The organism is Chelatococcus caeni (assembly GCF_014196925.1).
Lineage (GTDB): Bacteria > Pseudomonadota > Alphaproteobacteria > Rhizobiales > Beijerinckiaceae > Chelatococcus_A > Chelatococcus_A caeni.
In genome coordinates this window covers 231762-244653 of record NZ_JACIEN010000002.1, presented here as the reverse complement: position 1 = coordinate 244653, position 12892 = coordinate 231762, and the positions used below count along the sequence as shown (strand labels likewise).

At 68.8% G+C, this 12892-nt stretch carries 12 protein-coding genes; 9 read left to right on the top strand and 3 right to left on the bottom strand.

Annotated elements, in window-relative coordinates; translation table 11 throughout:
• Positions 1-33: 33 nt before the first annotated feature.
• The 5 genes from GGR16_RS09865 to GGR16_RS09845 all read left to right on the top strand — a co-directional run bounded on the left by GGR16_RS09865 (position 34) and on the right by GGR16_RS09845 (position 5421).
• Positions 34-1239, top strand: a complete 1206-nt coding sequence (locus tag GGR16_RS09865) for an ABC transporter substrate-binding protein (protein ID WP_040404348.1) — start codon at positions 34-36, stop codon at positions 1237-1239.
• A 292-nt stretch (positions 1240-1531) separates the two neighbouring features.
• Positions 1532-3481, top strand: a complete 1950-nt coding sequence (locus GGR16_RS09860; RefSeq protein ID WP_082312611.1) for an ABC transporter permease — start codon at positions 1532-1534, stop codon at positions 3479-3481.
• On the top strand, positions 3478-4251 hold the full coding sequence (locus GGR16_RS09855) for an ABC transporter ATP-binding protein (protein ID WP_183316496.1): 774 nt from the start codon (positions 3478-3480) through the stop codon (positions 4249-4251). The genes GGR16_RS09860 and GGR16_RS09855 overlap by 4 nt, the downstream gene beginning before the upstream one ends.
• Positions 4248-4952 (top strand): ABC transporter ATP-binding protein, encoded by a 705-nt coding sequence (locus GGR16_RS09850; protein WP_183316495.1) that lies wholly within the window; start codon positions 4248-4250, stop codon positions 4950-4952. Before GGR16_RS09855 ends, GGR16_RS09850 begins: the two co-directional genes overlap by 4 nt.
• 37 nt (positions 4953-4989) lie before the next feature.
• Positions 4990-5421 (top strand): MarR family winged helix-turn-helix transcriptional regulator, encoded by a 432-nt coding sequence (locus tag GGR16_RS09845; protein ID WP_063186704.1) that lies wholly within the window; start codon positions 4990-4992, stop codon positions 5419-5421.
• 36 nt (positions 5422-5457) lie between these two features.
• On the opposite strand, the gene GGR16_RS09840 is transcribed toward GGR16_RS09845, so the two are convergent.
• A complete protein-coding gene (locus tag GGR16_RS09840; RefSeq protein WP_183316494.1) occupies positions 5458-6654 on the bottom strand; it encodes an amidohydrolase family protein in 1197 nt (398 codons plus the stop codon).
• Between the two features lie 137 nt (positions 6655-6791).
• Here GGR16_RS09840 and fdxA point away from each other — a divergent pair, with 137 nt between their 5' ends.
• The 4 genes from fdxA (at position 6792) to GGR16_RS09820 (ending at position 10916) form a co-directional block, all read left to right on the top strand.
• Entirely contained in the window at positions 6792-7121 is a 330-nt protein-coding gene (gene fdxA / locus GGR16_RS09835; protein WP_019402117.1) for a ferredoxin FdxA, read from the top strand.
• Positions 7122-7263: 142 nt separating this feature from the next.
• Entirely contained in the window at positions 7264-8037 is a 774-nt protein-coding gene (locus tag GGR16_RS09830) for a ferredoxin--NADP reductase (protein ID WP_019402118.1), read from the top strand.
• Between the two features lie 159 nt (positions 8038-8196).
• A complete protein-coding gene (gene argH, locus GGR16_RS09825; protein ID WP_019402119.1) occupies positions 8197-9606 on the top strand; it encodes an argininosuccinate lyase in 1410 nt (469 codons plus the stop codon).
• 200 nt (positions 9607-9806) lie between these two features.
• On the top strand, positions 9807-10916 hold the full coding sequence (locus tag GGR16_RS09820; protein WP_019402120.1) for a site-2 protease family protein: 1110 nt from the start codon (positions 9807-9809) through the stop codon (positions 10914-10916).
• A gap of 4 nt (positions 10917-10920) precedes the next feature.
• Here the strand turns inward: GGR16_RS09820 and GGR16_RS09815 are convergent, their stop codons facing one another.
• The gene (locus GGR16_RS09815) at positions 10921-12264 is read right to left on the bottom strand and encodes a multidrug effflux MFS transporter (protein ID WP_019402121.1); all 1344 of its coding nucleotides are present in this window, start codon (positions 12262-12264) and stop codon (positions 10921-10923) included.
• Positions 12261-12713 (bottom strand): MarR family winged helix-turn-helix transcriptional regulator, encoded by a 453-nt coding sequence (locus tag GGR16_RS09810; protein WP_183316493.1) that lies wholly within the window; start codon positions 12711-12713, stop codon positions 12261-12263. Before GGR16_RS09810 ends, GGR16_RS09815 begins: the two co-directional genes overlap by 4 nt.
• Positions 12714-12892 lie beyond the last annotated feature (179 nt).

The window sequence follows — 12892 nt, the reverse complement described above, 5'->3', positions numbered from 1 at the left end:
GGGACGGGCGCGGACGATAACGGGAGAGAGCACATGCGGACGAGATTGCGAAAATCGGTAGCCTTTGCAGCCCTGGCCATTGTCGCGGCCACCGGCGCCGCCCGAGCCCAGGGCGAGATCAAGATCGGCGAGATCAACAGCTATTCGGCCCTGCCGGCCTTCACCGAGCCCTACCGCAAGGGCTGGCAGCTCGCCATCGAGGAGATCAATGCCAAGGGCGGCGTCGACGGCAAGAAGCTCGTCGTCATCTCCAAGGACGACGCCGGCAAGCCGGCCGAGGCCGTGACGGCCGCCAACGAGCTCGTCTCGCGCGAGGGCGTGGCGCTCATCACCGGCACCTTCTTCTCGCACATCGGCTTGGCCGTGGCCGATTTCGCCAAGCAGAAGCAGGTGTTCTTCATGGCAGCCGAGCCGCTGACGGACGCCATCACCTGGTCCAAGGGCAACGACTACACCTTCCGCCTGCGCCCCTCCAACTACATGCAGGCGGCGATGCTGGCCGAAGAGGCGGCCAAGCTGCCGGCCAAGCGCTGGGCGACGGTGGCGCCGAACTACGAATACGGCCAGTCGGCCGTCGCGGTGTTCAAGGAGCTTCTCTCGAAGGCCCGGCCGGATATCGAATGGGTGGACGAGCAGTGGCCGCCGCAGGGCAAGATCGACGCCGGCGCGGTGGCGCAGGCGCTGCTCGCGTCGAAGCCCGAAGCCATCCTCAACGTCACTTTCGGCGCCGACCTCGTGAAGTTCGTGCGCGAGGGCAACACCCGCGGCCTGTTCAAGGACCGCTCGGTCGTCAGCTTCCTCACCGGCGAGCCCGAATATCTCGACCCCCTCAAGGACGAGACCCCCAAGGGCTGGATCGTCACCGGCTATCCCTGGTACGACATCAAGACGCCCGAGCACGACGCCTTCCTCAAGGCCTACCAGGCGAAGTTCAACGACTATCCGCGCCTCGGCTCCATCGTCGGCTACGGCACGATGAAGGCGGTCGCGGCCGTCCTCGCCAAGGCCGGCTCGACGGAGACCGACAAGCTCGTCGCCGCCGCCAAGGGCGTCGAGGTCGACACGCCCTTCGGCAAGATCGTCTTCCGCGCGACCGACCACCAGTCGACGCTCGGCGCCTATGTCGGCAAGACCGACGTACGCGACGGCAAGGGCGTTATGGTCGATTCCGTCTATCGCGACGGCGCCAACTACCTGCCGTCCGAAGAGGACGTGAAGCAGCTCAGGCCGCAGGGGTGATGTTGCGGCTGAAGCGTTAAGGAGCGCCGCTGCCGTAGCGAGAGCGGCTATTCCCCTCCCCCACCCATCTCGGATTCACCCGGGAAGGGATCTTGGGAAGAGCAAGCCGGGATCACTCGACTTGCTCGGGGAGGGGTGGGGGTGGAGGCCGTGACGCAAGAACACGGCGGTCATCCAGGTGCCCCCTCCCTACCCTCCCCCGCAAGGGGGGGAGGGAATGAGCAGCGTCGCTCAGCCCAGCGAACCCCGGCGCAACGACGCCGGGCCTGACCAGAACCAGAGGGTCGCGTCCGTGGAATTCTTCGTCGTCCAGTTCCTGACAGGCCTCGCCAGCGCGGCTTCCCTGTTCCTCGTCGCGTCCGGCCTGTCGATCATCTTCGGCGTCACGCGCATCGTGAACTTCGCCCACGGCGCCTTCTACATGCTCGGCGCCTATGTGGCCTATACGCTCACCGACCGGTTCGAGGGCTTCTTCGGCTTCTGGGGCGGCATCGTCGTCGCGGCCCTCGTCGTCGCGGCCGTCGGCGCGCTGCTGGAGATCGTGCTGCTGCGCCGCATCTATCGCGCGCCGGAGCTGTTCCAGCTGCTCGCGACCTTCGGCGTGACGCTGATGGTGCAGGACCTCGTCGTCATGATCTGGGGCCCGGAGGACCTCGTCGGGCCACGTGCGCCCGGGCTGCGCGGCGCGGTCGATATCCTCGGCCTCGCGGTGCCGACCTACGACCTCTTCCTCATCGTGCTCGGCCCGCTCGTGCTCGGCGGCCTGTGGATCCTCTTCCACCGCACCCGCTGGGGCGTCCTCGTGCGCGCCGCGACCCAGGACCGCGACATGGTGGCGGCCCTCGGCGTCAACCAGACCTGGCTGTTCACCTCGGTCTTCGCGCTCGGCATCTTCCTCGCCGGCCTCGGCGGCGCGCTGCAGATCCCGCGCAACGCCGTCACCCATCTCATGGATCTCTCCATCATCGTCGAGGTCTTCGTCGTCGTCGTCATCGGCGGGCTCGGCAGCGTGCTCGGCGCCTTCATCGCCGCGGTGCTCGTCTCCGAGCTCAACGCCTTCGGCATCCTGATCTTTCCCAAGATCTCGATCGTCCTCGTCTTCCTCGTCATGGCCTGCGTGCTCATCGTGCGGCCGTGGGGCCTGCTCGGGCGCGCCGAAGGCCCGGCCCGCCAGCCGGCCGGGCTCAGCATCCGCCCCTGGCGGCCGATGAGCCAGAACCAGCGCCTCATCATGCTCGCCGTTGTCGTCGCCGCGGGCTTCGCGCCCTTCGTCACCGGCGACTACGCGCTGACGGTGCTGGCCGAGATCGCCGTCTTCGCCCTCTTCGCGGCGAGCCTGCACTTCCTGATGACGGTCGGCGGCCTCGCCTCCTTCGGCCATGCGGCCTATTTCGGCCTCGGCGCCTATGGCGCGGCCTTCGCCACCACCATGTTCGGCATGCCGATGATCGGCTCGCTCCTGCTGGGGCCGCTGCTCGGGGTGGCCGGCGCCATCCTCTTCGGCTGGTTCTGCGTGCGCCTGTCGGGCGTCTATTTCGCCATGCTGACGCTCGCCTTCGCGCAGATCGCCTGGTCCATCGCCTTCCAGTGGGTCGAGGTCACCGGCGGCGACAACGGCATCCTCGGCGTGTGGCCGGCGAGCTGGGCCTCGAGCCCCGCCACCTTCTACTGGCTGGCGCTCGCCGTCTCGGTCATCGGCATCGTGGCGCTCAGGGTGCTCGTCTTCTCACCCTTCGGCTATGCGCTCAGGGCAACGCGCGATTCCGCCCTGCGCTCGGAGGCGATCGGCATTGACCGCTCGCGCGTGCAGTGGGCCGCCTTCGTCATCGCCGGCACCTTCGCGGGCATCGCCGGGGCGCTCTTCGCCTTCCTGAAGGGCAGCGTCTTCCCGGACAACCTCGCCATCCCGATGTCGGTCGACGGGCTCGTCATGGTGCTGCTCGGCGGCATCGAGACGGTGTCGGGGGCCGTCGTCGGCGCCATCGTCTACAAGGCGCTCGCCATCTGGCTCGTCAGCCAGACGGACCTGTCGAAGCTCGTGCTCGGCGCCATCATCGTGCTGCTCGTCGTCGCCTTCCCCAAGGGCATCGTCGGCTTCGCGGAGGACCTCCTGGCCCGCCGCCGCACCCGGGCCGACGACGGCGGCAGCGCGGCGCGGACCGCACCCGCGAAGGCAACCGCCCCGACGTCCGGCAGCGGCGCCGCCCCGATCGCCGCCCCCAAGATGGAGGCCGCACGATGAGCACGCCCATCCTCGAAGTCGAGAACCTGTCGAAGTCCTATGGCGGCGTGCATGCGGTCAGGGGCGTGTCCTTCACCCTCGCCGCCGGCGAGATCCTCGCCCTCATCGGTCCCAACGGCGCCGGCAAGAGCACGTGCTTCAACATGCTCAACGGCCAGATCAGCCGCGACACCGGTTCGGTCAGGATCCTCGGCCGCGACACGGCCGGCCTGCGCCCGCGCGAGATCTGGCGTCTCGGCGTCGGCCGCACCTTCCAGATCACCGCCACCTATCCCTCGATGACGGTGCGCGAGAACGTGCAGGTGGCGCTGCTCTCGCACCACCGCGAGCTCGGCCGCCTGTTCGGCTTCGCCGGCGCGCGCCACCACGCCGAGGCCGACCGGCTGCTCGGGCTCGTCGGCATGCGCGACCTCGCGGAGCGGCCGTGTGGCGAGCTCGCCTATGGCGACCTGAAGCGCCTCGAGCTCGCCATCGCCCTCGTCAACGAGCCGAGGCTCCTCCTGATGGACGAGCCGACGGCCGGCATGGCGCCGAAGGAGCGCGTCGCGCTGATGCGCCTCACCGCGACGATCGCGCGCGAGCAGTCGATCGGCGTGCTCTTCACCGAACACGACATGGACGTCGTCTTCGAGCATGCGGACCGGATCATGGTGCTGAACCGCGGCAGCCTCATCGCGGGCGGCACGCCGGCCGAGGTGCGCAACAACCCGGACGTCAAGGCCGTCTATCTCGGCGAAGGCAGCGTCTATGGCGGAGAGGCCGCGGCATGAAACTCGAAGTCCACCAGCTCAACAGCTTCTACGGGCCGGCCCATATCCTCTTCGACGTCGACATCAACGTCGGCCCCGGCGAGGTGGTCGCCCTCCTCGGCCGCAACGGCGCCGGCAAGTCCACCACCTTCCGCTCCATCGTCGGGCTCGTCGCCCGGCGCGAGGGGCGCATCCTCTTCGAGGGCGAGGACATCACGGCGCGCCCGACGCACGAGATCGTGCGCCGCGGCCTCGGCTACGTGCCCGAGGACCGGCGCATCTTCACCGAGCTGACGGTGGAGGAGAACCTCATGGTCGGCGAGCAGCCGGAGCGGACGGGCGCCCCCCGCTGGACGCCGGAGAAGCTCTACACGCTCTTTCCCAATCTCGGCGAGATGCGCGGGCGCCTCGGCGGGCGCATGAGCGGCGGCGAGCAGCAGATGCTGACCATCGCCCGCACGCTGATGGGCAACCCCTCCCTCGTCCTCCTCGACGAGCCCTCGGAAGGCCTCGCCCCCAAGATCGTCGAAGAGATGGCGAACGCCATCCTCGCCATGAAGAACGAAGGCCTCAGCATCGTCCTCTCGGAGCAGAACCTGCATTTCGCGCGGCTGATCTCCGACAGGGCCTATATCATCGAGAGCGGGCGCATCCGCTTCGGCGGCACGATCCGCGAGCTCGAGGAGAGCCCCGACATTCGTGACGCTTATCTTGCAGTGTGATAGGCGGCGAGAGATCGCCGCCCGGACCGGAGTATCGATGACCTCAGCCGTTTCGACGCCAGCCTATGTTCTCGACGAGCAGATCGGCTTCATCCTCCGCCAGGTCAGCCAGCGCCACACGACCATCTTCATGACCATGATGGGCGAGGACCTGACGCCGACCCAATGGGCGGCGCTCGCCAAGCTCCACCAGGCCGGCCCGCTGTCGCAGAACCTCCTCGGCCGGCAGACGGCCATGGACGCCGCCACCATCAAGGGCGTCGTCGACCGGCTGACGAAGCGCGGCCTGACCGGGACGAGCCCCGACCCCGACGATGGCCGGCGCCTGCTCGTGGCCCTGACGCCGGAGGGCGAGGCGACCGTCGCACGCTGCCTGCCCCGGGCCGCCGCCATCTCCGAGGAAACGCTGAAGGAACTGAGCGCCGCGGAACGCGCGACGCTGCTCGCCCTGCTGCAGAAGATGCTCTGACGCGCTTCCGACCCCGCGGCCGGAAACGCGTGCGCCCTATCCCGCTACGATCTCCGGCATGCGCGTCGCCGGCGGGGTGTTGCGGCTGCGCTGCGTGCGCACGATGCCGTCGATGATGGTCATGCCGATGCCCGGCAGGTCGCCGAGGCGCACGGACTCGAGCAGGTCCTTGCCCGCCGAGTGCTGGGCCTTGTCCATCAGCACGAAATCGGCCGCGCGGCCGACCTCGACCAGGCCGCAGTCGAGCTGGCGCATGCGCGCCGTGTTGCCGGTGGCGAAGCAGAAGGCCACCTCCGCCGGCACGTCACCGAGCGAGGAGAGCAGCGAGACCATGCGCAGGATGCCGAGCGGCTGCACGCCGGAGCCCGCCGGCGCATCCGTGCCGAGGATGACGCGGTTGAGGTCGCCCATCTCGCGCGCGATGCGCAAGGTGTAGAGCGCGGCCCGCTCGTTGCCGTTGTGCACCAGCTCGAGGCCGCGCTTGCAGCCCTCACAGATGCAGCGGATCTGGTCGTCCGGCAGGGCCGTGTGGCCGCCGTTGATGTGACCGACGACATCCGTGTCCGCCTCCAGCACCACGTCCTTGTCGATGAGGCCGGAGCCGGGGATGGACGGCCCGCCGGTATGGATGGTCGACTGGATGCCGTACTTGCGGGCCCAGGCCACCATCTTGCGCGCCGTCGGCCCGTCCTTGACGCCGCCGAGGCCGACCTCGCCGAGCAGCTTGACGCCCGCGTCGGCCAGGTCCTTGAAATCCTGCTCCGTCATGTCCGGCTCGATGCAGGGCGCGCCGGCGTGGATCTTCACGCCGCTCGGGCGGAAGGCGGAGAAGGTGCGCTGCGCGTAGATCGCCATGGCCTTGAGGCCGACGACGTCGCGCGGCCGGCCCGGCGTGTGCACCTCGCCGGCCGAGATCATGGTGGTGACGCCGCCGTGCAGGTTGCTGTCGATCCAGTTGAGCTGCTGCTGGCGCGGCGTCCAGTCGCCGGCGACGGGGTGGACGTGGCTGTCGATGAGGCCGGGCGTCAGCACCGTGCCGTTGGCATCGATGACTTCGCTCGCGCCGTCGGTGTCGACGTCCTTCTCGCGGCCGACGGCGGCGATCCGGCCGTCGATCGCGACCACCGTGTCGCCGTCGAGGATCGGCCGCTCGAGATCGCCGCTCAGGATCAGGCCGATGTTGCGAATGACGAGCTTGCCCTTCCCGCCCTGCTGTACCGCGTCGTGCGCCATAGGTTCCCTCTCTCCCGTTGCTTCGACCGGCCTCTCGCCGCCCGCGTCGCGACCCGATTGACAAGCCGGATCAGGTGCGCTAATTTGTTAGTATACAAACAATCCAGAGGCGAGCAAGAGCCCTTCCGGAGGTTCGCATGACCTATGTCGTGACCGATGGCTGCATCCGTTGCAAGTACCAGGATTGCGTGGAGGTGTGCCCGGTCGACTGCTTCTACGAGGGGGAGACGATGCTCGTCATCCATCCGGACGAATGCATCGACTGCGGCGTGTGTGAGCCGGAATGTCCGGCCGACGCGATCGTCTCCGACACTGACCCGCGCGCCGACCGCTGGCTGCCCGTCAATGCGAAATATGCCGCGATCTGGCCCAACATCACCGATAAGGGACCGGTCCCGGACGATGCGGACGCGTGGAAAGACGTCCCCGACAAGGAGAAATTTCTATTTAGTACGGAAAAAATGTAAATACTTGCAATTCCGTACGAGATCGTGCAAATAGAAGCTGGTTACCCCTTTTCCCCCGCGCGGCGCCCCGCTATGTGAAGGCGCGGCACTCAACCCCGCGGCACCGGCCGCGACGCAGATCCGGGAGCATGGACGAGAAGCCATGAGCAACTTCAACCAAGAGCGCGTTCTGAGCGTGCATCACTGGACGGACACGCTGTTCTCCTTCACGACGACGCGCGACCCCGGCTTCCGCTTCAAGAACGGCCAGTTCACGATGATCGGCATCGAGGTGGAGGGAAAACCCCTCCTGCGGGCCTACAGCGTCGTGAGCCCCAACTACGACGAGAAGCTGGAGTTCTTCTCCATCAAGGTGCCGGACGGGCCGCTGACCTCCCGCCTGCAGCACCTGAAGGAAGGTGATCCCATCATCGTCGGCCGCAAGGCCACCGGCACCCTCGTGCTCGACAACCTGATGCATGGCCGCAACCTCTACCTGCTCGGCACCGGCACCGGCCTTGCCCCCTTCCTCAGCCTGATCCGCGATCCGGAGACCTACGAGCGCTTCGAGAAGGTCGTCCTCCTGCACGGCTGCCGCCAGGTGTCCGAGCTCGCCTATGGCGAGATGATCACCCGCGACCTGCCGGAAGACGAGTTCCTCGGCGAGGAGATCCGCTCGAAGCTGATCTACTATCCGACCGTGACGCGCGAGCCCTTCCGCAACCGCGGCCGCATCACCGATCTCATCACGACCAGCAAGCTCTTCGGCGACATCGGCCTGCCGCCGATCGACGCCGAGAACGACCGCCTGATGCTCTGCGGCAGCCCGCAGATGATCCGCGACCTCAAGATCATCCTCGAGGAGCGCGGCTTCAACGAAGGCAACCACGGCGAGCCGGGCCATTTCGTCATCGAGAAGGCCTTCGCCGAGCGCTGAGCCCGGTCCTGCGTAGCTCTCCTCCCCTGCCTGAGGCGCGGCCGGCGTGAACCTGCCGCGCCTTTTCCTTTACGTCCCTCTCCCGCCTTGCCCCCCGCCCGCTGCTGGCCTATGACGCGCCGATGGCGAAGGGGCGCCAGACGAAGCGAGCGAGGCGACATGAGCGGCAAGCCGGCAAACGGGCAGGACAAGAACGCCAATGCGATGTGGGGCGGGCGCTTCGCCTCCTCGCCGAGCGCACTCATGGAGGCCATCAACGTCTCCATCGGCTTCGACAGACGCCTCGCCGCGCAGGACATCCGCGGCTCCGTCGCCCATGCCGACATGCTGGCGAAGCAGGGCATCATCTCGGAAGAGGACCGCGACGCCATCCACGACGGGCTGAAGCGCATCCTCGAGGAGATCGAGGGCGGCCACTTCACCTTCTCCACGGCGCTCGAAGACATCCACATGAACGTCGAGGGCCGCCTGCGCGACCTCATCGGCCCGGCCGCCGGGCGCCTGCACACGGCCCGCAGCCGCAACGACCAGGTGGCGACGGACGTGCGCCTGTGGGTGCGCGAGGCGCATGACCGGGCCGACGCCCAGATCACCAACCTCATGGACACGCTGCTCACCCAGGCGGCCGCCCATGCGGAGACGGTGATGCCCGGCTTCACCCACCTGCAGAGCGCCCAGCCCGTCACCTTCGGCCACCACCTCATGGCCTATGTCGAGATGCTGGGGCGCGACCGCTCGCGCATCCGCGACTCGCGCAAGCGCCTCAACGAATGCCCGCTCGGCGCCGCCGCCCTCGCCGGCACCTCCTTCCCCATCGACCGGCACGCAACGGCCGAGGCGCTCGGCTTCGACGGGCCGACGCGCAACTCGCTCGATTCCGTCTCCGACCGCGATTTCATCCTCGAATATCTGTCGATCGCCTCGATCTCGGCCATGCACCTCTCGCGCCTCGCGGAGGAGATCGTGATCTGGATGACGCCGCAGTTCGGCTTCGTGCGCCTGTCGGACCAGTGGACGACCGGCTCCAGCATCATGCCGCAGAAGAAGAATCCGGACGCGGCCGAGCTGGTGCGCGCCAAGCCGGGCCGCATCATCGGCTCGCTGGTGGCGCTGCTCACGGTGATGAAGGGCCTGCCGCTCACCTATTCCAAGGACATGCAGGAGGACAAGGAGCGCCTCTTCGACGCCGCCGACACCTACGAGCTCGTGCTCGCCGCCGTCTCCGGCATGATCGCGGACCTGAAGCCCGTGCCCGAGCGCATGGCGGCCGCCGCCGGCGCCGGCTTCGCCACGGCGACCGATCTCGCCGACTGGCTGGTGCGCGCGCTCGAAATGCCGTTCCGCGACGCCCACCATGTCACCGGGCGCCTCGTCGCCGAGGCCGAGCAGCGCGGCTGCGGCCTGGAAGACCTGTCGCTCGACGTGATGCAGGCGGTGGAGCCGCGCATCACGGACGCGGTCTACGCCGTCCTCGGCGTCGAGAACTCCGTGCGCTCGCGCATGAGCTTCGGCGGCACGGCCCCGGACAACGTGCGCGCGCAGATCGCCTGGTGGCGCGCCCGGCTCTGAGGCGAACAGCGCTGGCGGCCGCATTCCCCTCCCCGCCAGCGAAAGGACGGGGAGGGAGGCAGTCCCGACATCGCTCCACCGCTCTCGTCTTTCTTCAAGCGTTCGGCGCCGCGGCCGGGACCATTCGGCCGCATGGCGCGCCCGCCCCGGTTCGTGCTTTCCTGTAGATCGGACGGCCCGATTCCCGGAGGCTCGCGCCCATGCCCTGGTCCATTCACGTCGGCACCATCGCCGGCACCGCGGTGCGCATCCACGTCACCTTCCTGCTCTTCCTGGCGTGGATCGGCTTCGCGCAATGGCGCCTCGGCGGGCCCGCCGCTGCCGCCGACAGCGTCCTCTTCATCGCGCTCCTCTTCCTGTGTGTGCTGCTCCACGAGTTCGGCCACGTGCTCGCCGCCCGGCGCTACGGCGTGCGCACGCCGCACATCACGCTCTTTCCGATCGGCGGCGTCGCGAGCCTCGAGCGCATTCCCGAAAAGCCGGGCGAGGAGCTGGTCGTCGCCGTGGCGGGACCGGCGGTCAATGTCGTCATCGCCCTCGTGCTCGTCATCATCCTCGGCGCCACCGTCGACCTGACGGACATGGCGCGGCTCGAGGATCCGCGCGTCAGCCTGCTCGCGCGCCTCGCCGGGGCCAACATCATCCTCGTCCTCTTCAACATGATCCCGGCCTTTCCCATGGACGGCGGCCGGGTGCTGCGGGCGCTGCTCGCCATGCGGGTCGGCTTCTCGCGCGCGACGCAGCTCGCCGCCACCATCGGCCAGGGCTTCGCCTTCCTGCTCGGCTTCGCCGGCCTCTTCCTCAACCCGCTCCTCATCTTCATCGCCATCTTCGTCTATCTCGCCGCCTCCTCGGAGGCCGAGCACGTCGCCTTCCGCGACGTCACCCGCGGCCTGCCGGTCGGCGAGGCGATGATCACGCAGTTCGAGGTGCTCGGCCCGCAGAGCTCGCTCGACGATGCCGTCGAGACCATGATCCGCACGTCCCAGAAGGAATTCCCGGTGGTCGACGGCGGCGGGCACCTGCGCGGCATCCTGACGCGCGACGCCCTCGTCATGGCGCTCAGGAACCACGGCGCCGCATCGCCCGTCATCGAGGTCATGAATGCCGAGGTGCCGACGATCCACTACCGCCAGCCGCTCGAGGCCGCCTTCCGCAAGCTCAACGAGGCCAAGGCCCCGGCCCTCGGCGTGCTCGACGGCAACGACCGTCTCGTCGGCCTGCTCACGGCGGAGAACATCGGCGAGATGATGCTGGTGCGCTCCGTGCAGCCGGAATGGCGCTTCGGCCACCGCAACCCGCGCGCCTGACCGATCAGGTGCGGGCGTCCTCCCGCGCCGTCCGTGGTTCGCGCGGGCGCGCCTCCTCCAGCAGCATGGCCTCCTCCGCGCCCGTGCCGACGATGCCTGCGGGGTCGGCAGCCGCCATCAGATCCTCGGCTGCGGGAGGGGCTGCGCGCAGCGGGCGCGGCGCGAGGCCGGCATGGGCGGCGGCCGCGAGGACACCCATGATGGGCAAGACCGTCGTCATGGCGACGAAGGGATCGGCGAAGAACGCCGCGCCGACCGCCGAGCCGACGAGCCCGCCGCCGATCTGCATGAAGCCCGTCATGGCCGCCGCGGCCCCGGCGATGTGCGGAAAGCCGGCGAGCGCATTGGTCGTGACGCCAGGCATGACGAGGGCGATGCCGAAGGCCCACAGCGCCACCGGCACCATGACGGTGGCAAAGCTCGGCGGCAGCAGCCTCAGGCCCACCGCGAACCAGAGGGCGGCTGAGAGCGAGAAGACGAGGCCGGCCGAGATGAGGCGGCTCGCCTCGAAGCGGCGCAGCAGCCGCCCGACGATCACCGTGCCGATGGTATAGGCGCCGGTCTGGCACAGCATCGACAGGCCGAAACCCGTCGGCGTCAGGCCCACCCGGTCGATCATGACGAAGGGCAGCATGGAGGCGAGGGTATAGAGCCCGCCGGTGGTGAGGCCGAGGACGAGGCCCGCGCGCAGGAAGCGCCGGTCGCGCAGGAGAACGCCGTAGCTCGTCAGCATGCGGGCCGGGCGCGCCAGCGCCCTGTCGGGCGCAAGGTTCGTCTCGCGCGTCGCGAGGGCGAGCGTGAGGACCACGGCGAGGCCGTAGACGACCATGATGACGAAGAGGGCGTGCCAGCCGAAGGCGCTCGCCGTCATGCCGCCGAGCGTCGGCGAGACGGCGGGGCCGACGGCGAGCATCAGGCCGATCAGGTTCATGATGCGGGCCGAGGTCTGGCCCGTGAACTGGTCGCGCACGATGGCGCGCGAGATGGCGACGCCGGCCGCCACGCCGACGCCCTGCAGCGCCCGGCCGGCGAGCAGCCAGCCGATGCTCGGCGACCAGGCGGCAACGAGGCTGCCGGCCAGGTAGATGGAGAAGAAGCCGATGGCCACCGGGCGCCGTCCATAGGCATCGGAGAGCGGCCCGCAGACGAGCTGGGCGAAGGCGAAGCCGAAGAAATAGACCGTCAGCGTCAGGTTGATCGCCGCCGGCGTCGTGCCGAAGGCCCCGACCAGCGCCGGCATCGCGGGGGTATAGAGCGCCAGGCTCACCGGCCCGAGCGCCACGATGAAGGCGCCGATGACGGCCGTGCGCATCTCGCTCATCATCGGCGCGGCGGCGGACGGCTTCATGCCCCCTCTCCGCCGCTGCGGCTGCAGAGATTGCTGCGCATGCGGTCGAGCAGCCGGCGCATGGTCTCGATCTCCTCCTGCGAGAAGTCGCGCGTCGCGTCCTCGCGCGCCCGCGTCAGCACGACCTTGATCTCCTCCACGAGCGGCAGGGCCGCCGGGGTGAGCTGCACCGTCTTGGCGCGCCGGTCCTCCGGATCGGGAGCACGAGCCACCAGTCCGCGCGCCTCCAGCCGATCGATGAAGCCGACGAGCGTCATGGGCTCCACGCTCATGCGCTCGGCGAGGTGGCTCTGGCGGATGGGCGCGAAATGGCTGACGAAGACGAGGGCGCGCGCCTCGCCCGGCGTGAGGCCGAGGCCCGCCTCCTCCATGGCGCGGTCGAACCGCGCGCGCAGGAGGCGCGCCGCATCCGTCAGGAGGAAACCGAAGGTGGCTGGGCCGGTTCTCATGGGTCACCTTAATATAAGGACACCTTACTAAATCGTCGTCAAAGGTCAAGGAGCTGCTGCGCTGCAACAGACTTTCCGTTGCCGTTTGACGCACATCGGATTATAGGAACCGCGTGCCAGTGCGCGTGGGCAGCGCGCGCTGTCTCATCCGCTTCGCAATTTCGTGTCATGAGCCGGGC

What these genes read in the sequence shown, in the direction of transcription:
- fdxA (WP_019402117.1), top strand. Translation starts at nt 6,792, where the DNA reads ATGACCTATGTCGTGACCGATGGCTGCATCCGTTGCAAGTACCAGGAT.
- GGR16_RS09840 (WP_183316494.1), bottom strand. Translation starts at nt 6,654, where the DNA reads ATGGCGCACGACGCGGTACAGCAGGGCGGGAAGGGCAAGCTCGTCATT.
- GGR16_RS09865 (WP_040404348.1), top strand. Translation starts at nt 34, where the DNA reads ATGCGGACGAGATTGCGAAAATCGGTAGCCTTTGCAGCCCTGGCCATT.
- GGR16_RS09845 (WP_063186704.1), top strand. Translation starts at nt 4,990, where the DNA reads ATGACCTCAGCCGTTTCGACGCCAGCCTATGTTCTCGACGAGCAGATC.
- GGR16_RS09830 (WP_019402118.1), top strand. Translation starts at nt 7,264, where the DNA reads ATGAGCAACTTCAACCAAGAGCGCGTTCTGAGCGTGCATCACTGGACG.
- GGR16_RS09855 (WP_183316496.1), top strand. Translation starts at nt 3,478, where the DNA reads ATGAGCACGCCCATCCTCGAAGTCGAGAACCTGTCGAAGTCCTATGGC.
- GGR16_RS09820 (WP_019402120.1), top strand. Translation starts at nt 9,807, where the DNA reads ATGCCCTGGTCCATTCACGTCGGCACCATCGCCGGCACCGCGGTGCGC.
- GGR16_RS09810 (WP_183316493.1), bottom strand. Translation starts at nt 12,713, where the DNA reads ATGAGAACCGGCCCAGCCACCTTCGGTTTCCTCCTGACGGATGCGGCG.
- GGR16_RS09850 (WP_183316495.1), top strand. Translation starts at nt 4,248, where the DNA reads ATGAAACTCGAAGTCCACCAGCTCAACAGCTTCTACGGGCCGGCCCAT.
- GGR16_RS09815 (WP_019402121.1), bottom strand. Translation starts at nt 12,264, where the DNA reads ATGAAGCCGTCCGCCGCCGCGCCGATGATGAGCGAGATGCGCACGGCC.
- argH (WP_019402119.1), top strand. Translation starts at nt 8,197, where the DNA reads ATGAGCGGCAAGCCGGCAAACGGGCAGGACAAGAACGCCAATGCGATG.